Source organism: Methanomethylovorans sp., from assembly GCF_041447285.1.
In the GTDB taxonomy this organism is placed as follows: domain Archaea; phylum Halobacteriota; class Methanosarcinia; order Methanosarcinales; family Methanosarcinaceae; genus Methanomethylovorans.
In genome coordinates, this window is the sequence record NZ_JBGMEB010000016.1 from 50,527 (window position 1) to 70,070 (window position 19,544).

Sequence of the window (19,544 nt, forward strand, 5' to 3'; positions counted from 1 at the left end):
AAAATGAAGGAAATCAAAAATGCTTTACTGATGTTCGCAGTATTTACTGTTATATTGGGAATAATCTATCCAGTTGTTATTACTGGTATATCCCAGGTAGTATTTCCTTATCAGGCAAATGGAGATCTGATTACTGAGAATGAAAAAGTGATAGGTTCCGAGCTTATAGGACAGAACTTTACAAGTCCTATTTATTTCCACGGGAGGCCTTCTGCCATTGGATATGATTCAGGTATTTCCGGTGGTTCTAATCTGGGGCCCACAAACCAGAAACTGGTGGATCAAATTGAAGAGAGAGTTCAGCTGATCAGAATTCAGGAATCGTTATCTGAAAACTCTACAGTTCCGGCTGATCTGGTGCTATCTTCTGGGAGTGGTCTGGAAGCCTATATTTTTGTGGATTCTGCCAGATTACAGGTTCCGAGGATTGCTAAATCCAGAGGAGTTACTGAAACAGAAATTGAAACTATCATTGAAAACAACATAGAAGATTCTTGTCTTGGAACAGGTACCCCTATGGTTAATGTATTGAAACTCAATATAGCTTTAGGTAATGTCAGGAGGTGAAAATGAAAGAAGATTATAAAAGACCAGACCCCGATGGACTCCTAAATTTACTAAAAGAAGAGGACGAAAAAAGAGATTCAAAAAGGGGCTACCTTAAAATTTTTTTGGGATATGTAGCAGGTGTCGGTAAAACATACAGGATGCTTAGCGAAGCTCATGTTCTTCAAGAAAAGAGCAAAGACGTTGTTGTAGGGATCGTGGAAACACATGGCAGGATAGAAACCGAGCAACTTCTTGAGAACCTGGAAGTAATTCCACGAGTAAAGATTGACTACAAGGGGATTGTACTCGAAGAGTTCGATATAGACGCTGTTCTAGAACGGAAACCTGCTTATGTACTGGTGGATGAGCTTGCCCATACAAATGTTCCCGGCTCACGCCATACAAAGCGTTACCAAGATGTCGAAGAGTTGCTTAATGCCGGCATAAATGTTTATTCTACATTGAATGTGCAGCACATTGAAAGTCTCAATGACATTGTGCAGCAGATCACCGGAGTTGAAGTCAAAGAAACTGTCCCTGACAGCATCATTGAGATGGCAGATAAAATCGAAGTAGTTGATTTGCCCTTTGATGAATTGATAGAGCGTCTAAAAGAAGGTAAAGTCTACGTTCCCGAAAAGGCCATAAAAGCAATGAGCAATTTTTTTAGCGAGAAGAATCTAATCGCACTTAGGGAAACAGCTCTTAGATATGCTACATTGCATGTGGATTCTGAAATGGGTAGTTATCTAAGGAAAGAAAAAGTAATGGGCCCGTGGGATACCAGCAATCGGATAATGGCATGTGTAAGCTCCAGTCCTTCTTCAAGAAAGCTAATTCGCATAGCATATCGTTTCTCTCACTTGTATAATGTGGAGTGGTTCGCAGTTTATGTTGAGCCTTATGCAGATCTGAGAATGAAAGATGATGCACGGCAACAATTGGAAAAGAATCTAGAACTTGCTGAAGAACTTGATGGGAAAGTAATTCGATTAAAAGGTTCTATAGCGAATGAAATTGTATCCTTCGCGAGTTTAAAGAACATAACTCTTATTTTGCTGGGGCATTCACGTAGGTCTCGCTTACAGGAATTCTTAGAAGGTTCTGTTATCAACAAAGTAATTCAGAAAAGTGCATCCCAGGTTTTGGTAATAGAGAACAAGAACGAATTTGATACTGGTCGTAGAAAAATAAAGAAAACAGATATCACTGGTCTGGAGTCTTTATGGGGGTCCTACTCCATTAGTTTTTCAAGCATCGGCTTTACGACTGTAATATGTTTACTGCTTCGGTCTTTTATTGAAGCACCGAACATACCCATGATATTTATTATACCTATTGTTCTTACAAGTTTAGTAGCAGGAAAGAAGCCAGGAATTCTTGCATCAATACTTGCTGTTGCAGCTTTTGATTTATTCTTTGTTCCGCCTTTCTATACGTTCAGCGTTGCTGATGTTCGCTTCATTCCTACTTTTATTGTATTATTGGTAGTAGGGATAGTTACGAGTTTACTTGCTGATACTGTCAAAAAACAGGTTGAATACATCAGGCAACGGGAAACATTCATTTCGTCATTATATGATTTCAGCAAGGGTCTATTAGCTTCACAGGACTTGAACATTATATTGGGAAGAACTACAAAATACATATCAGATTCTTTTAATTATGATGTCTTGATCCTCCTGCCTGACGAGTCTAATAAATTGTATATAGCATCAAGCAATGACAAAAAAGAAATATTCAGCGAGCATGAAATGGCTGTTTCCAATTGGGTTTTTGAACAAGGCAAAACAGCAGGTTTTGGAACAGATACACTATCTTCGTCACAATGGTATCATATTCCTCTTAAAGTCCAAACAGGAATCCTGGGTGTCATGGCTCTTGCTCCCCATAAAAATATGACTAATGAGCAGAGGCATCTAATTAACGCTTTCGCAAATGTAGTTTCTCTGGCACTTTCAAACTCTATCTATGCAAAAAGTGAGGAGTAAAAATTCTGATGGCTATAAAAGCAGTTTTCTCACTGGAAAGTATTATCAAGGAATTGGAATCCCTCTCAAATCCCTCTTCCCTTGAGGGCATGGCAAGGTTTGGTATCACTCCCGGCAGAGCCTATGGTATTTCTATTCCCAAACTTCGGAGGATGGCAAAGTGCATAGGTAAAGACCACGATCTTGCAGTCAGCCTGTGGGCTCATGGATATCGTGAACCCCAAATTCTTGCAAGCATGGTGGATGATGTGCTATATGTTACTGAAGAGCAGATAGAGCAATGGGTGAGTGAATTTGATTATTGGGAGATATGTGAACAGTGTTGCATGAACTTGTTCGAAGATACGCCATGCGCTTATGAAAAAGCTGTACAGTGGAGCAGAAAGGAAGAAGAGTTCGTAAAACGGGCGGGTTTTGTGCTCATGGCACGTCTTGCTGTGAGTGACAAGAAGGCCGCAGATGAAAATTTTATTGCTTTTTTCCCTATGATCAAAGAAGGGGCATTAGATAAGAGGAACTTTGTGAAAAAGGCTGTTAAATGGGCTCTGCGCCAGATCGGCAAGCGCAATCTTTCGCTGAATGCTCGGGCAATAGAACAGGCTGAAGAATTGCAGCAGACAGGCAATACCAGTGCCAGATGGGTGGCAGCAGATGCCATCCGCGAGCTTACTGGAGAAAAAGTGCAGCAAAAACTGAAATCAAAAAAGGCAAAGTGAGTTTTGCATTTTCTTGGTTTGTATCTTTCCTTCAAAAATAAGAAGATATCCTCTATTACCTTGGATTAATCATTCAGTAAAGCCCTTTATTTGCATTTTCTCAGCATCCCTGAATAGTGCCATCCCTGTTTTCATTCTTTTGAAGTTCAGGGTTTCATAGAATCCCTCTTTACCTGGGGAAGCATATAATATGAAGTTACATTGTGGAATGCTTTTTAGAATGCTACTGACAATAATTCTGCCCAAGCCTTTGCCTTGATATGCCTGCGATACTGCTACATCGTATATCGCTGCCTGGTATGCATAATCTGAAATTGCACGACCAAAGCCGATAAGTTCATCGTCGTCATATACAAATAAAACTACGCAGCTGTTCTCAAATGCAATTTTATGTACCTTGCCTTCAAAATGTGCCATATCAACACTTTCCAAAATTGAAGATACACAATCCCAATCCACATTTGAACAATCGTACTGCAATCTTATAGTCATATCTCTGTCTCTATTTCTCATAATCACATTTTATTCATGTCTCAGTGCATCCAGTGGCCTCATCTGGGCAGCTTTCCAGGCAGGATATACTCCTCCTGCAACACCTGTCAGTATGCCAAATCCAATTCCCAATATGATATAAGCGATGCTTGATGGTGCGAACAGGTATGATGCCTCCTTCATTATAAGGACAGTTATCAAAAATCCGCCTCCAAAACTCAATATTCCTCCTATGAGGCTTGCAGCCGTTCCTAAGAACAGGGCTTCCAGCAGGAACATCTTAAGCACATCTTTTCTTGAGGCTCCTACTGCTTTCATTATTCCGATTTCACGGGTGCGCTCCATGGTGGACATGAGCATCACATTAAGAATGCTGACTCCTGCTACTAGAAGGGAAATAGAGCTTATTCCCATAAGGAACAGTGAAATGTACCTGGAGATCTCATTAATACTGTCAAGGATACTGTTAGTTGCAAGTACGAACACTTCTTCGTCTTTCTTGTTGAGCCTGTCTTCAAGGTTAGTTTTAACGATGTCTATCTCGTTTATATCCTCAACCTGGATTATCACATTAGTATAACCTTCATCTGTGTCCTCGTAGATTCGTGTAAACATTTGGGGATCCATAAAAACAGCACTATCAGCGCTGACATCAAAACCTATGCCACGCTCCTTGAGAATTCCTATTACCCTGAACTTTGCATCTTCTACAGTTATTTTTCCTCCGATGTTTACTCCAAGATCTTCTGCAATTTGTGATCCGATCACGCAATCTGAAGAACCTCGCTTGTACATACGCCCGTTTTCTATCTCCACAAGGTTGAGAAGATCCTCACTTTCTATCCCATATACAGTTGCATAGGTTTCTTCATTCTTGTATTCTGTTTTTGAACCGCTTGAGTAAACGGGTATAAGGTTCTCTATACCTGCAACTTTCTGCATCTTATCCACTTGCTTTTCAGTGATTGCAGTGTCACCAAATCCAGGGTAGACTATAAGTTCGTTGCCGACATCACCCAGAGAATCTGATACTGACATCTTCAGGCTGTTACCAAGTATTCCCATGGAAGAAATTGCAATTACTCCTATGATTATACCCACAGCTGCAAGGACGGTGCGTGCCATATGCCTTTTTAGATTTCTTTTTGCAAGTTCAGCGTACATATTACGTTTGAAATACTTACTCTGAAGTTTCAACGATCTCACCGTCCCTTATGACAACATTAGTGTTTGCATACGCTGCTATCTTTTGGTCGTGCGTGACCACAATAACTGTGGTTCCATGAGAATTCAGTTCTCTTAGAAGTTCCATCACGCTTTTCCCGGTCTTTGTATCCAGGTTGCCTGTGGGCTCATCGGCTAAGAGGATAGGCGGAGAATTAGCCAGTGCCCTGGCAATGGCAACTCTTTGCTGTTGTCCTCCTGAAAGTTCACTGGGTTTATGCTCGGCAAATTCAGGGCCAAGGTTTGCCCTTCTTAAAAATTCCATTGCCCTTTTACGGCGCTCTTGTTCCGGGATTCCGGTAAATATCATAGGCATTTCTACGTTCTCTACGGCAGTGAGAGTGGGTATCAGATTAAACTGCTGGAATATGAAACCAATATTGTTTCTACGTATTTCGGTAAGCTGGTCGTCATTGAGCAGAGATAGGTCTGTGCCATTGATCTTCACCGTACCTTCCGTAGGCTGATCAAGGCAGCCAATAAGGTTAAGCATTGTTGATTTCCCTGAGCCGGAAGAACCCATTATTGTCACAAAGTCGCCTCTTTCAATTGAAAGATTGACACCGTTAAGAGCATGTATTCGGCTTGCTCCCAGCTGGTAGATCTTCTTCACACCAGTGAGCTGGACTATCGGACCTTGCATGGATGCCCCTTTCATTCTGAGTTTTTATTTTTCTTCCAGGAATATACTATAATGCCAATAACTGCAATACACACAACTGCAACAAGACCAATCATTATAAAAGACATTCCACCACTATCGCTGGATACAGGAACTGTTCTTTTTTGAACGGAAATGTTTTCTTTTATGTAAGCATAGGCATTGTTCGTATTTCTGAACTCTATTAACAAGGGTATTTCATCCACATTGCTTCCCTGTGTGGAAGCAGACAGTTCAAAACTGCTGAAATCATCACTTTCCAGAGTGCCTACAAAATACTTTTCATAGGGCTGCACTGGCGTGACATTATCGGTTGCCATTACAGATATCATGACGTTCTTTGCATCTGTGGTCCCGAAGTTATTGATATCTCCTGCAATGCTGTACACGTTTCCGGCATTTTCTACTTCCAGGGCTGAGAGTATAAGTGCGGACTGATCCACCACGTCTATACTGTAGTTAGTATCAGATGAAGTATGCAGATTGTCTCCATTGAAATAACTGGTAGAGAACTGCATTTCTTTATTTCCTCTAGTGGAAGCCATAGTGTTAAGGGTAAATGTTGCTGTGGATTTATTCCCTCCAGCGATGGTGCCTACAAATACATTAGCAGGAAAGAAACCAATATCATTCCCTTTAGGGGTGACAATAACGCCTGTAATATCATTGGGTCTTAGATTCACGACTTCCACATTTATTGTAGAATATTCCCTCATAAGAGTCGGAGGCATATCAGACACAATTATCTTCAAGTCTCTGTCATCAACTTTTACAGGTATCCGGTAGTTGAGATTATACATGTCACTGCCGCCCACGACTTCCAATTCCAGAAAATGCATACCGTTTGAAGCATTCTCATTCGCTTTTATGTTGAAAGTGAGTCTGATGTAATCTCCGGGTCCCAATAATCCTACATCAGTCTGAATTCCATCCAGAATTTTAATAGCCTTATTTCCTTCAAGAGCAGCACTTGCTATATAGGCATTCATATCGAATGTTTCGTCATCTTCCTGGACGTATACTTCTCCTGAAGCCATATTCCTAAGTTCAACAGTCACTGTTCCTGTATCTCCTGGCATTAATATTCCAGGATCAATTGAGTAATTCACTGTGATTGTAGGTCGGATCTCAGTATCAGCACTTGCATACGGCAAAAAAAAAGCCAGTAGAACAGATAAAAGTATAATTGTTCTCATGGATATCAGTTTTCTTTATTTGATTAACTTAATGCGTGATACAAATTATATACCGTATAGATCAGATAGAGTCCTATTGGTATTCCTACGGTGATGATGGCATTTTTCACTGTAAGATTTCTGGAATGCATCATCGCGAATACCCATATGTTTGCACTCCACAATGTTAGAATTATGCCTATGATACTGGAAGCCATTATATAAGGATCAGAGAGCAAGGTTTTTTCAAGAATTGTTGGATCAGTTATGGAAAAATCGAGTGAAGAATAAGCTCTGCTTGTCAGTATAAGGCTTATCAAAGAACCAAGTATTGAAGGCAGGAATCCGTAGGCAACAAACTCAAGAACTCGTTTGAAATTGCCCTGTCCGCTAAAAATCATTGAGATAAGGTAGAAGATTCCGCCGTATATCACCCACATTATGAATACAACTATAATAACAAATATTGCCCCAATAATTGCACCTATCTGTACAAAAGTTGCAGCATCACCTTGCAGGCTTCCTACTATGGTGTTTGCTATTATATAGGCACTGATAGCTGATATTATAGCCATTATTCCAACAATCATAATTGGCGGCTTAAAATCAGCTTCTTGTTTCATTTTATTCTCAAAGAATTCACCAGGGTTTGTAAGAACTTCTAGCATAATTTCACTTCTCATACGTACGAATATTATGTTAAATGCATTTGAAATACTATACTTCTATATTTCTTTCTTACGGCAGACTTAATACTTGATACAATGAATTTAGCATATATATTAGGTAAATTATTATTGGTACTCCCACGGTTATCAAAGCATTCTTAACTGAAAGATTTCTGGAATGTATCATCGCAAATACCCATATATTTGCACTCCATAGGCTCAGAATAATGCTAATGATATTAGATGCAATTACGTAAGGATTTGAGAGCATAACTGCTTCTATTGACTGTAGATCACTTGTTGAAAAATCTACAAATAAAGACATGCAGATCATTAGTACAAGATTAATGGATGAACTCAATATTAATGGCAAAAATCCATACGCTACAAACTCAAGTATTCTTTTGAAATCTCCCTTGCCTGAAAAAAGTAACGATAAAATATAGAACATACTACTGATTGCCACCCACCCAATGGCAACAGTCAACATTATAGCTACTAGGCCCAATGCTATTATGGTTTGCTGAGCGTTTCGGGGCATACCGTTAAATAGAATATTCATCATTTCTTCCATCAAGATAAAAGCAGTTATCACAGTCAGAAGCGACAGTGCACTAATGATGGCGTAAGGCGGTTTTAAGTCTATTTCTTCTTTAAGTTTCTTCTCAAAGAAGTTACCTGGATTAGTAAGAACTTCCAGCATTATTTACTCCACTCTATATAAAATAGTTTCATATAATAAAGATGTCGCTTTAAATAAATTTGTTTAATCCGGTTTATTCCAACCTTTTTCCAAGAATATATATGTCCCTTTCTTCTTATATCTGAATACCAAATTTCTATGGGGCCGAGATTTTGGATCGTAATAAATTGGAAATTGTTTCTCCTATTATTGAATTGAGGGACCTGTGTAAAAGTTACTGGGCAGGTAACCTGGAGATCAATATACTTAAAAGTATCAATCTTAAAGTTTATCCCGGTGAGTTCCTGGCCATAATGGGTCCTTCCGGGTCCGGGAAAAGCACTCTCATGAACATGATAGGCTGTCTTGATAGACCCACCTGCGGTCAGGTGATCCTCATGGGTCAGGATATAAATACAATTACGGACTCAGAACTTGCAAGGTTAAGGGGCCTTGAGATTGGTTTTGTGTTCCAGAACTTTAATCTTGTACCTAGATTGTCTGCAATCCAGAATATTATGCTTCCTACCTATGCTAATGTAAAAAATGGTGTCGAACCGAACAAAAGGGCTAATGAACTTGTCAAGCTGATGGGGCTTGAAGACCGGTTTAATAATCGTCCTTCCCAGCTATCCGGAGGACAGCAACAGCGTGTGGCTATAGCTCGGGCCCTTATTAATGATCCTTCAATTATCCTGGCGGATGAACCTACGGGGAACCTTGATAGCAAGACAGGAACGGAAATTATGGATCTTTTCAGGGAACTTAATAATAAAGGAAGAACTATAATTATGATCACTCATGATGCTGGTCTTGCAAGCTATGCTGACAGAGTGGTACATCTGAAGGATGGGATACTTAATAGTTAGGCGGTGGTATTATCAGAACGATTTTGAAGTATTTTTGCTCAATCTTGATTTTATGCATTCTTTCAATGGGACCCGTATCTGCAGAGGCAGGTTCTGCTTTGAAGGTCAGTGTTCTTAAATATGAACCTGTACCTGCAGAGATCGGTCAATATGTCGATGTCTGGATTAAAGTAGAGAACACAGGTTCAGGTAAATCCGAAGACCTTTCCCTAAAAATGGTCCCTGAGTATCCTTTGTCTCTTGATTCTGAATCAAACGCCATTGAAAACATTGGTATTCTAGGACCTGAAAGTGCGGCAGTACATAAATACAGGCTTTTTGTGGATGAAAATGCAAAACAAGGTGTTGCTTCTTTTGATGTACAGTACCAGAAAGAAAAAAATGGTGCTTGGGTAGAAGAAACATTCGAGCTAACTATAGGTTCTGCGACTTATGAAAGCAAAGGTAATGTTCAGCTGGAAGGCGATCCCTCAAAAGATCCGGAAGTTTTCATGCCAGGAGACACTGGAAATATTGCATTTACTCTTAAAAACAGTGCAACTGCATACTCTGTGAGTATTGATGGAGAGGATTTTGACACAAATGCCCGGGTGCAATCTGCTACTCTTAAAGGAGTTGACGGGATAACAGTGGTAACTGACACATACTATGGCAATGGCATTTTAGGTCCAGGCGAATCCATGACCCTTACCTACAACATAGAAGTTGATGAGAATATATCGGATGGTACTTACTATCTTGATTTTTCAACAATAGGAAGCTCCCACTCCTATAATACCAACTGGCGTATCCCTTTGAAGGTTGACTCTTCATCAGTACGCATTGTTCCTTCCAAACCTCTTAAACTGGAAAATGGGAAAGGAACTCTGGAGTTCGATGTAGCTAATATCCATCCGAACAGCTTATCATCTGTAAGCGTCAAGCTGGAAGCGGATGGTGTGGTTTTCTCCCCTGCTGAATATTTCGTAGGCTCCATGGACCCGGATGAACTCTTCACTATACAGATCTATGGTGAGGCAGAATCTTCCGATGATACTTCGCCTAAGAAAGTCAAGATCACTACTAACTACAGGAATGGCCTTAATGAGCATGAAGAGGTTATCGATGTAAAGGACTTGCAACTGGTAACTGTTGACGAATCCAGTGGTTTCAGTTCTGTGTTCGTACTGGTTCTTGTTGCCATCATTGCAGGTGCCGGATACTTCATGTATAAACGCAGAAAACAAAAGTGAGGCAGTAAATGATAAGCCTCAGGAGATCTATTGATATCTCGATAGGCAGTATCACAAGTTCAAAGATGAGATCTGCCTTGACTACTTTAGGGATCATTATCGGTGTAGCTGCTGTGATCGCTAATGTATCCCTTGGCGCGAGCTTCAATCAGTTCTTCAATGATGAGATAGGTGCTGTAGGTTCCAATTTCATTGTTATCTACAGCCAAGGCGTGAATGTCTTTTTTGATAAAGAGCTTGATGTGATCAAAAATACTCCTGGGGTTGTAGGTGTTTCCCCAATTAACCAGCAGATGGCCAAAGTTACTTATCTCTCTACTTCCAGGCAGATCGATATACAGGGTGTTACAGAAGATTATGATGAAGTTTCCAATATAAAAATGGACGCAGGAACTTTCCTTACTGATAAGGACCAGTATGTAGCGGTGCTAGGATCTGAGGTTGCTTACGAGAAATTCGATAAGAAGATATCTGTGAAAAATCCCATTGACATCACATTCAGAAGAGAGGATGGAGGTATAGTTACCCAAAGGTTCATCGTAAAAGGAATCATACAGGATCCAAATACTGCTTTTGTGCAAACGGGTGTGGAACCAGAGATCCGGGTCTTCATCCCAATATCCACCATGAATCAGATTCTTGGAACAGATGATTATGGTGGTTTCTTTATAAAGGCTTCAAGTCTGGATGTAGTGCGCGAGACTGCCGATGAGATAGATGAGCGTCTGGCAAGGAATTTAGGCGTACCATCAAGAGAACTCGAAAACGATGATACAAAACCCTATGTTATGTTCGATCAACTGGATGCTCTGGAGCAGACAGATCAGGTTTCTACAGGTCTTACCTCTTTATTGACTTCTGTAGCACTGATATCTCTTATAGTGGGTTCTATCGGTATAATGAACATCATGCTGGTGACGGTAACCGAAAGAACGAGGGAGATAGGGCTTATGAAGTCTCTTGGATATACAACAAGAGACATACTTACTCTTTTTCTTATAGAATCCACAGTCCTCAGTCTGATTGGAGGTATATGCGGCACGGTTCTGGGTATTGGTGTAGCGTTTATTGCTAACTATTTCCTTGATCTGCCAAATGTATTTCCGGTGAACCAGATAGCCACTGGCTTTATTGTATCCATTTTAGTAGGTCTGACAGCGGGCATCTATCCGGCCAATAAGGCAGCAAGGATGGATCCAGTGGAGGCTTTCAGACATGAATGAGGTGGTCTTGATTGGTTAACATACGTCAGACCTTTGATCTGGGGATGGGAAGCATCAAGCATGCAAAGCTTCGCTCTGCCCTTACTACATTAGGCATAATCATCGGAGTTGCAGCAGTTGTAGCAAATGTTTCTCTTGGTGCGAGTTTTAATCAGTTCTTTACAGATGAGCTCGGGACGCTCGGATCTAATTTTATTATTATTTATAGTCAGGATGTGAATATTCTCCATGAAAATGAACTTGATGTTGTCAGGAACACGCCTGGCATAGTTGGTGTTTCACCCAGTAATTCACAAATGGCTGCTGTTAATTATTTTTCTTCCAATAGGCAGATAGATGTTCAAGGCGTGTCCCAGGATGCTCAGGATATTTTAAATATCCAGCTTGAGGAAGGCAATTTTCTTACTGACAAAGATAAATACGTAGCCGTATTGGGCTGGAAAGTAGCTAATGAGAAATTTGATCACAATATCTCTCTCAATAATTACATAGATATCACTTTTACAAGAGAGGATGGTTCCACAGTCACTCAAAAATTCAAGATAAAGGGCATTATTGCATCTGAAGAGACTACTTTTGTTCAGGGTGGTCCTGACAGAGACATCACAATATACATTCCTATTGCCACCATGAATGAGTTGCTTAATGTATCTGATTACGGAGGTATAACTGCAAAAACGATCAGTGCAGAATCAGTGAGTTCTGTTTCAGATGAAGTGGACAGAAGGCTGGCTCGTGCTCTTGGTGTGTCAGCAAGGGACATTGAAAATGATGATGTAAAACCTTATAGGATTTTTAATCAGGCAGAGATCATAGAGCAACTGGACCAGCTTGCTAATTCTCTTACTATTCTTATAACTTTAGTTGCACTTGTATCTCTTATTGTTGGGTCTATCGGTATCATGAATATCATGCTCGTCACAGTTACAGAGAGGACCAGAGAGATAGGTCTCATGAAATCATTAGGATTTAAAAAGAAAGATATTCTTTTGCTTTTCATGGTGGAATCTACTCTTCTGGGAAGTATCGGAGGTGTTCTTGGAGTGCTTCTCGGAGTCGTGGGCTCTTATCTGGTGGAAAGTTATCTGGGTATTCCTCATATTTTCCCACCATATCTTATTCTTCTGGGTTTTAGCATAGCTTTTATCGTGGGTCTTGTAGCAGGGGTGTATCCTGCAAACAAAGCAGCATCTATGGACCCAGTGGAAGCACTCAGACATGGATGAAGAAAATTTATATAGAAGTCTTCATGTCTATAATTGGAGGTGCAAATTTGATCATTACCACTACAGAAAGTGTGAATGGTAAAGAGTTAGAGATACTGGGTGTAGTCTTTGGAAATACAGTACGTGCAAAGAACATAGGAAGCGATATTGCTGCTGGTCTGCAGAATATAGTGGGAGGGGAACTAAAGGGTTATTCTGACCTTCTTTCGCAATCCAGGAAAGAGGCGCTGCAAAGAATGGTGGAAGAAGCAGAGAAGCTGAACGCTGATGCAGTTGTGAATATACGTTTCACTACTTCACAAACCATGGCAGGAGCGGCAGAACTATTAGCCTATGGAACCGCTGTGAAATTCAAAAGGATATGAATTTTTAGTTCATATCCCTTTCAGGCTACTTTTTAATCAATGAAATATACCTTCACGGGAGGTATTCCATTGAATTCCACTGAGCAGTATGTATACGTGTATGCTCCAGTAGTGAGGATATATAGCCGGTCTCCTTCTTTTATGTCTTTAGGCAACTCGTATTTGAAATGTTCATATAGTATGTCCATGCTGTCACATGTGGGACCTGCAAGGATCACTTCTTTTCCGCCATTGCCGTTATTTCCCTTTTCAGGGAAGATCGGATACTTTATTGCTTCATCTAAAGTCTCTATCAGCCCGCCGAACTTACCTATATCAAGGTAAACCCATTCATACTGGCTTGAATCAGATTTCCTTGAGATAAGCACAATTTCAGTAACTATGACCCCTGCATCTCCTGCTATGTATCTGCCTGGTTCTATCAGTATCTCCGGTAGTTCTTCACCGAAATATTCATGCAGGTATTTTGTAATGATCTGAGCGTATTTTTCGATACTATGGGTAGGATTAAGATATTTTGCTGGTAATCCTCCACCCAGGTTTACCATTTTCAGTTCTATTCCTTCATAACGCTTTACGTCATCAAATAGATATTTGCACTGTGAAATGGCATGGTCCCATTCTCCTATATCTCTTTGCTGGGAACCCACATGGAAAGAAAGCCCATACGGGATCAATCCAAGTTTTTTTGCTTCAACAATAAGGGAATATATCTGGCCTGTATGTGCACCAAACTTTCTGGAAAGAGGCCAATCAGCTCCATTGCTCTCCGTGAGTAATCTGAAAAAAACCCTTGATCCGGGTGCATTGGCAGCTAATTTTCTAAGGTCGCTGTGAGAATCTGTAACAAAAAGCCGGACTCCATATTCATATGCCTTTTTAATGTCCTTGGCTTTTTTAATAGTATTGCCGTAACTCACTCTTTCAGGGCTAACTCCCATGCTGAGAAGTTTTTCCATCTCATAAATGGTTGCCACATCAAAATTAGACCCTTTTTTATGTAACAGACTTACTACTTCTTCAGCAGGGTTTGCTTTCATTGCATAGTAGATCTTGGCAAAGGGAAGGTTATGCTTCAGTTCATCGAATCTTTCTTCGATCTTCTTTCGACTGACTAAGATAAAAGGAGTTTCTTTGTCCTTTGAGAACTCTCTTATTTTCTGTAACTCTTCTGTAGTTAGGTATTCTGAAATGCTTATAGGGTGTTCCAAGGCTGCTATCACCTCTTTTGATTCTTTAATGGACCTTTACATAATGTTCTGTAGAATGTATGTAAAAGTGATTGCTGATGGCCCGAGGGGTAATACTGATGTTTAAAATATCTTGATAAGCTCTTTTCCCCAAAGTAGGTTTTGCTCTTTGTACTTATGAGGAAAACTCCGGCCAATATGCAGGCACATCCTTCAAGAGTATATGAAAATATTTGCTCGTGCAGGATAAGGTAGCCAAAAAGTATTCCAGCAACTGGCTCAACAAGAGATACGACACTAAGATTCTGGGCTTTCACATGCCTTGCACTTCTGTAGTAGAGAAGTGAACCAAAAGTTGTCATGAGCATCCCAAATAGTATCAGTTCTTGTATGTTCATGGCAAGTATTCCGGGGCTTACAAGACTTGCATAGGGGGATAATAGCACCAGACTTACAACTGTTGGCCAGAACAGAAGAGCAGTGGAAGAGTATGTGTCTCTCAAATATCGGTAGTTGATGGTACTTAAGGCGTATGATATGCCTGATAATAGGCCGAGTGTTATACCCAGCGCATAAAGGTCATTTGTCTGTGCAGAGAAATTACCTACAGGGTGGATCGCTATGATTATTCCTATGGCTGACAACAACAGAGCCATCATATCCCGGCCAGTGATGTTCTCTTTCAAGAGTATAGGCGAAAGGATCGTCACATAGGCAGGAGCCGTGTACAGCAGCAAGGCTGCTATGGATATTCCAACATGTTGTATTGCAGTAAAATAAGCATAGATCGTGAGTGTGTTTGTGCATCCCATCAGAAAGATGTATCTTTTCTTGCTGGTTATCAAAAGTTCATCCAGTTTCCCCGTGAGGGCCATGAATACCAATAGCGTTAAAAGCCCAAAAATGAGCCTGTAATAAATTATAGACCCTATTAGCATCCCATTAATCGATTTAAGGAATATACCTGACAGTGAAAATATAGTAAAGGCCACTATCAGACCTAAATAGGAGCTACGGGTTGTTGTTGCTATTGATGTCATAAAAGCACATCTCAAATAAGCTTTCACGATAAAAAACTAACTGTAATCATCAATAATTAACAATTTAGTCAGATATAAAATCGGAAGGCTTCGCTTTCAATTCAGTTTTCTCTGCCATAATTAATGCTTTGAAGCATATTGACTTATTATATTTGATCAAATATATAATAATAGCCCTTTGCTAAACTTAAGTATGCATCTTGTTTCCTTTCTTTTTTTGACAACTCTCTTTGAATAATTGTTTTATAATCGATCTTTTAGGCTTCTTATTTTTGTCAAAACATTTTTTATTTTGCATCCAAAACCATTTTATAATAGATTACTAATTATAGGTATAACTACATAATTTAGTTGAACAAACCAAGTGATAGAATGAAAGAAAAGACCCTTAACGATATTGAATGCGGCCATGCTGCAAGAGTAGTTTATGTTAAAGGCCAGGGTTCACTGAAAAAGAGAATCCTGGATATGGGTATGGTGCCTGATGTGTTGGTCACTGTAATAAGAAAAGCCCCCATGGGAGATCCGATTGAACTGACCCTCAAAGGATACAATCTGTCCTTAAGACAAAAGGAAGCTGAAACCATTGTTGTGCAGGAACAATGAGCAGTTTTTGGAGCAAAAACGAACTTTAAGGTGATCATTATGACTGAAAAGATCAGAGTGGCGCTTATTGGTAATCCCAATGTGGGAAAGACTTCCGTGTTCAATGCCATCACGGGATTACGACAACATGTAGGCAATTGGCCTGGAGTCACTGTAGAAAAAAAGACTGGAAAAACAGTTCACAAAGAAACTGAACTGGAGATAATCGATCTGCCGGGTACGTACAGTCTGGCTGCTTTTTCAAAGGATGAAATTATTGCCAGGGATTATATCATTGATGAAAGTCCCGATGTTGTGGTACAGGTAGTGGATGCCACAAATCTGGAAAGAAATCTCTACCTGACCACTCAGCTGATGGAACTGGGACCAAAACTGGTGATTGCCCTTAACATGTCAGATCTTGTACAGGCAAAAGGAGACAGGATCGAAGCAAATAAGTTGGAAGACTTGCTGGAGGTTCCTGTAATTCGGACTGTGGGAAGCCAGGGAGAAGGCATAACAAATCTTCTTGAGGCCATCGTATTAGTGGCTAATAAATCTAAGAGTTATGATATTGAACTAACATATGGCAAAGAGATCGAAGATAAGATAGCAGAGCTGCAAAAGCAATTACAGCAAGACAAAGAGCTTGTTGCAAAATATCCTTCCCGGTGGTTCAGCATTAAGCTGTTGGAAGGCGATGACAATGCCCAGGAAAAACTTGCTGTGAGCAGTGTTGCTGATACTATCCGAAAAAAACTGGAAACAATGGATATTGAAAGACTGGAATCCCATATAGCAGATCACAGATATCGTAATATCAGCACAGTTGTTTCTCAGGTCTGCAATTTCAGCAAGAGGAAAATGACTAGTTCCGAAATGATAGACCGAGTGGTCACGCACAAGGTACTGAGTATTCCTGTATTTCTAACCATGTTATGGGCAGCATTTGAAGTTACTTTCAGTTTTGCTACTCCTTTCATGAACATCATAGACCTGGGATTTGGCTGGCTGGCAGGTTATGTTGGCAGCATAATTACTATTCCATGGCTGAGTTCATTGATCGCTGACGGAGTGATTGCAGGTGTTGGCTCAGTGCTCATTTTTCTTCCAAATATTATGTTACTTTTCTTCATGCTCGCATTGCTTGAAGACAGTGGTTACATGGCAAGAGCGGCCTTCATCATGGATAAACCAATGAGTAAGATCGGCCTTCATGGAAAATCTTTCATCCCTATGCTTATGGGTTTTGGATGTAATGTCCCGGCAATAATGGCTACCAGGACCATTGAAGATAAACGTGACAGGCTGGTAACGATTCTAATCACTCCCTTTTCCTCATGCGGAGCAAGATTGCCTGTTTACGTGTTGCTGGCAGGAGCTTTCTTTGGCAAAAGTGCAGGAAGCGTGATATTTGCTCTGTATGCTCTTGGAATAATCGTTGCCATCCTGAGTGCAAAACTTCTGCGAGGCACTGTTCTTAGGGGTGAAGCTTCTCCATTTATCATGGAACTCCCTCCTTATAGGCTTCCCACACTGAAAAATAGTTTCATGCAGATGTGTGAAAGAGGTGTTATCTACCTGCGTAAAGCAGGCGGTATAATTCTTGTGGGCGTTGTCAGTGTTTGGCTATTGGCAGCTATCCCTGCACCTGGGACAAATGGAGTCTTTGCTTCAGAGGATATCTACGGGACTACAGATTCCTTAATTGGTTATCTGGGAAAAATACTGGATCCTCTGGTTTCACCTCTTGGCTTTGATTGGAGGATAGCGGTAGCATTGATATTTGGATTTGTAGCTAAAGAGATAGTTGTTGGGTCCATGGGAACTCTTTATGGAGCAGGCGAGGATGAAGAAAGACTTTCGGAGATCCTCACAGCCGGTGCGATGAGTCCTCTTGCAGCCCTTGGACTTATGGTGTTCACTTTGCTGTATGTTCCGTGTATAGCATGCATAGGGGTAATAAAAAGAGAAACAGGCTCCTGGAAATGGACTGCTTTTCAGGCGGTTTATGGTACGGGTATTGCATGGCTATTTGCCTTCATTATATACCAGGTAGGCAGTAGAATAGGATTCTTAACATAAGGAGGAGCTTAAAATGAATTGTATTAAAAAACAAAACAGTGGCGTAAAGATATTCACCTTATCAGTGAGTTTATTGTACATCATCTTTGGTACAATACACATTGCTGAAGGCATCGGTATAGATACAGGGCTTGCTTCAGCTCTCTTTGTTCCTGCAGATGTTCTGGGAGGATTTAGTCTTCTTGTAATAGGGACTGTATTTTTCTACGGTTTCAAGGAGCTTAATGCGGGAATGGATGAAGGGATGTCTTTTGTGTATGTTGGTATAATAATGTCCCTTGTTTTCATGGCGGTATATGCACTAGTGGGAGCTGGAACTCTATTGGATTCATTCCTGCTTCCGGAAGATTATGTTGACTGGTATATAGTTGATCAATTCAGGCCGGGAGTATATCTTGGCATACCTGTTCTTGCAGCATTTTTAGCTTGGAAGAACAGGTTCACAGCAATCAAACTGTAGAAATCAATAGAATCTAAAGAGGAATGAATATGGTAATTGGTTACAAGTACTTTTTGAGGAGGGTTGCCGGATTGTTGGAATCCGGTGATAACTTCACCGTAGGTGCAGCATCCAGGTCTCTCAATATGAAACCTGAAGAATTCAGGCAGTTGCTTTCATTGATGGAGAACAGTGGGGACATTGAGATACGGGAGGAAAACATAAACAATTGCAGCACCAGCTCTTCCTGTTATAAAGGATGTGGTGCATGTCATAAGAGCAAAAGTGTGATCTTAACGGGGGCTTCATATCGATTGACGGAGGGTGGGAAAAGAAAGTTAACACTTGTTGAGAAAGCATCTAATGTGCATAAAGTGGAAATTCTCGATTTGTAACTTCTTTTCATGCTTGTCTTTTACCCTTACCTGTGCGCCTATATTCGCTTTAAGTTCCAATTTTTTCAGACTGATACGGTATGCGTGAAGGTATTATTAGAGTAATATCCTTAGCAATCATACTCTGAAGACTTCAAATCAATTTGAAGTTTAAGCAACGGATAAATATCAAAATAACGTACATTTTTTGTTTACAGAAATGAGGGTGAATATATGAAATCAATTTTAAAATCATCTTCTTTGGTTCTAGCTCTTGCTCTCATTGCTTCTGTAGCAATGATACTTGGATGTGTAGACCAGGGAAACGAATCTTCTAATACTAGCGCACAAAATGGTGTAGAATCTGTTGATCATGCAAATATCACCAATATCAAGTGGCAGTGGGCCGGAACAATAGACACTTCTTCTAATCAGTCCGTTGTTCCAAATAAGGAGCAATATACATTGGAATTCCTGCCGGATAGTACATATTCAATAACAACCGACTGTAACAGTGGAAGCGGGAATTATACTCTGGATGGGAAAAGTTTGACCTTAGGACCAGGAATGATCACTCTTGTATACTGTGGTGAACAATCATTGGAGCCTCAATACCTGTCACTTCTGGGCAGTGTGACATCAATGACATTGGAAGATGGTCAGCTTTTGTTGTCTGTAGGTAACAATAGCGAAAAAATGGTATTCATCAATCCCAGCAGTGTTTAATGCTGCTGGATCTAGGCTTTCGGATTAAATAT

At 40.3% G+C, this 19,544-nt stretch carries 21 protein-coding genes; 13 read left to right on the plus strand and 8 right to left on the minus strand.

Annotated features, from left to right (window positions below; genetic code table 11):
- Window positions 1–3: 3 nt before the first annotated feature.
- The 3 genes from kdpC to ACC612_RS10030 are packed head-to-tail and all read left to right on the plus strand — an operon-like array spanning window position 4 to window position 3,256.
- Window positions 4–567 (plus strand): K(+)-transporting ATPase subunit C, encoded by a 564-nt coding sequence (kdpC, locus tag ACC612_RS10020; RefSeq protein ID WP_371854392.1) that lies wholly within the window; start codon window positions 4–6, stop codon window positions 565–567.
- Window positions 568–569: 2 nt separating this feature from the next.
- Entirely contained in the window at window positions 570–2,540 is a 1,971-nt protein-coding gene (locus tag ACC612_RS10025; RefSeq protein ID WP_371854393.1) for a DUF4118 domain-containing protein, read from the plus strand.
- Window positions 2,541–2,548: 8 nt separating this feature from the next.
- Window positions 2,549–3,256 carry a DNA alkylation repair protein gene (locus ACC612_RS10030; protein ID WP_371854394.1) on the plus strand — a complete coding sequence of 236 codons (708 nt, stop codon included), beginning with the start codon at window positions 2,549–2,551 and terminating at the stop codon, window positions 3,254–3,256.
- A 69-nt stretch (window positions 3,257–3,325) separates the two neighbouring features.
- Here ACC612_RS10030 and ACC612_RS10035 read toward each other — a convergent pair whose 3' ends face one another.
- The 6 genes from ACC612_RS10035 to ACC612_RS10060 all read right to left on the minus strand — a co-directional run bounded on the left by ACC612_RS10035 (window position 3,326) and on the right by ACC612_RS10060 (window position 8,179).
- Window positions 3,326–3,748, minus strand: a complete 423-nt coding sequence (locus tag ACC612_RS10035) for a GNAT family N-acetyltransferase (RefSeq protein WP_371854395.1) — start codon at window positions 3,746–3,748, stop codon at window positions 3,326–3,328.
- 30 nt (window positions 3,749–3,778) lie between these two features.
- A complete protein-coding gene (locus ACC612_RS10040; RefSeq protein WP_371854396.1) occupies window positions 3,779–4,954 on the minus strand; it encodes an ABC transporter permease in 1,176 nt (391 codons plus the stop codon).
- Window positions 4,929–5,615 carry an ABC transporter ATP-binding protein gene (locus tag ACC612_RS10045; protein WP_371854397.1) on the minus strand — a complete coding sequence of 229 codons (687 nt, stop codon included), beginning with the start codon at window positions 5,613–5,615 and terminating at the stop codon, window positions 4,929–4,931. The genes ACC612_RS10040 and ACC612_RS10045 overlap by 26 nt, the downstream gene beginning before the upstream one ends.
- A gap of 11 nt (window positions 5,616–5,626) precedes the next feature.
- Window positions 5,627–6,829 (minus strand): COG1361 S-layer family protein, encoded by a 1,203-nt coding sequence (locus ACC612_RS10050; RefSeq protein ID WP_371854398.1) that lies wholly within the window; start codon window positions 6,827–6,829, stop codon window positions 5,627–5,629.
- Between the two features lie 23 nt (window positions 6,830–6,852).
- A complete protein-coding gene (locus ACC612_RS10055; protein WP_371854399.1) occupies window positions 6,853–7,476 on the minus strand; it encodes a YIP1 family protein in 624 nt (207 codons plus the stop codon).
- A gap of 70 nt (window positions 7,477–7,546) precedes the next feature.
- Window positions 7,547–8,179: a YIP1 family protein gene (locus tag ACC612_RS10060; protein WP_371854400.1), complete on the minus strand. Its 633-nt coding sequence runs from the start codon at window positions 8,177–8,179 to the stop codon at window positions 7,547–7,549.
- Between the two features lie 152 nt (window positions 8,180–8,331).
- Here ACC612_RS10060 and ACC612_RS10065 point away from each other — a divergent pair, with 152 nt between their 5' ends.
- From ACC612_RS10065 to ACC612_RS10085, 5 genes are all read left to right on the plus strand, one after another.
- A complete protein-coding gene (locus ACC612_RS10065) occupies window positions 8,332–9,027 on the plus strand; it encodes an ABC transporter ATP-binding protein (RefSeq protein WP_371854401.1) in 696 nt (231 codons plus the stop codon).
- A gap of 65 nt (window positions 9,028–9,092) precedes the next feature.
- Entirely contained in the window at window positions 9,093–10,259 is a 1,167-nt protein-coding gene (locus ACC612_RS10070) for a COG1361 S-layer family protein (protein WP_371854402.1), read from the plus strand.
- Between the two features lie 8 nt (window positions 10,260–10,267).
- Complete coding sequence (locus ACC612_RS10075) at window positions 10,268–11,482, plus strand: ABC transporter permease (RefSeq protein WP_371854403.1); 1,215 nt, start codon at window positions 10,268–10,270, stop codon at window positions 11,480–11,482.
- 11 nt (window positions 11,483–11,493) lie between these two features.
- Window positions 11,494–12,708 carry an ABC transporter permease gene (locus ACC612_RS10080; protein ID WP_371854404.1) on the plus strand — a complete coding sequence of 405 codons (1,215 nt, stop codon included), beginning with the start codon at window positions 11,494–11,496 and terminating at the stop codon, window positions 12,706–12,708.
- Between the two features lie 23 nt (window positions 12,709–12,731).
- Entirely contained in the window at window positions 12,732–13,073 is a 342-nt protein-coding gene (locus tag ACC612_RS10085; RefSeq protein ID WP_371854405.1) for a YbjQ family protein, read from the plus strand.
- Between the two features lie 32 nt (window positions 13,074–13,105).
- On the opposite strand, the gene ACC612_RS10090 is transcribed toward ACC612_RS10085, so the two are convergent.
- On the minus strand, window positions 13,106–14,284 hold the full coding sequence (locus ACC612_RS10090; protein ID WP_371854406.1) for a type III PLP-dependent enzyme: 1,179 nt from the start codon (window positions 14,282–14,284) through the stop codon (window positions 13,106–13,108).
- An 8-nt stretch (window positions 14,285–14,292) separates the two neighbouring features.
- Window positions 14,293–15,303, minus strand: a complete 1,011-nt coding sequence (locus ACC612_RS10095; RefSeq protein WP_371854407.1) for a DMT family transporter — start codon at window positions 15,301–15,303, stop codon at window positions 14,293–14,295.
- Window positions 15,304–15,675: 372 nt separating this feature from the next.
- Between ACC612_RS10095 and ACC612_RS10100 the strand changes: the two genes are divergently transcribed.
- The 5 genes from ACC612_RS10100 (at window position 15,676) to ACC612_RS10120 (ending at window position 19,512) form a co-directional block, all read left to right on the plus strand.
- A complete protein-coding gene (locus ACC612_RS10100) occupies window positions 15,676–15,909 on the plus strand; it encodes a ferrous iron transport protein A (RefSeq protein ID WP_371854408.1) in 234 nt (77 codons plus the stop codon).
- Between the two features lie 39 nt (window positions 15,910–15,948).
- Window positions 15,949–17,973: a ferrous iron transport protein B gene (gene feoB / locus ACC612_RS10105; RefSeq protein ID WP_371854409.1), complete on the plus strand. Its 2,025-nt coding sequence runs from the start codon at window positions 15,949–15,951 to the stop codon at window positions 17,971–17,973.
- 13 nt (window positions 17,974–17,986) lie between these two features.
- Window positions 17,987–18,433 (plus strand): hypothetical protein, encoded by a 447-nt coding sequence (locus ACC612_RS10110; RefSeq protein ID WP_371854410.1) that lies wholly within the window; start codon window positions 17,987–17,989, stop codon window positions 18,431–18,433.
- Window positions 18,434–18,462: 29 nt separating this feature from the next.
- Window positions 18,463–18,807: a hypothetical protein gene (locus ACC612_RS10115; protein WP_371854411.1), complete on the plus strand. Its 345-nt coding sequence runs from the start codon at window positions 18,463–18,465 to the stop codon at window positions 18,805–18,807.
- A 213-nt stretch (window positions 18,808–19,020) separates the two neighbouring features.
- On the plus strand, window positions 19,021–19,512 hold the full coding sequence (locus ACC612_RS10120) for an META domain-containing protein (RefSeq protein WP_371854412.1): 492 nt from the start codon (window positions 19,021–19,023) through the stop codon (window positions 19,510–19,512).
- The last annotated feature ends 32 nt before the right edge of the window (window positions 19,513–19,544 follow it).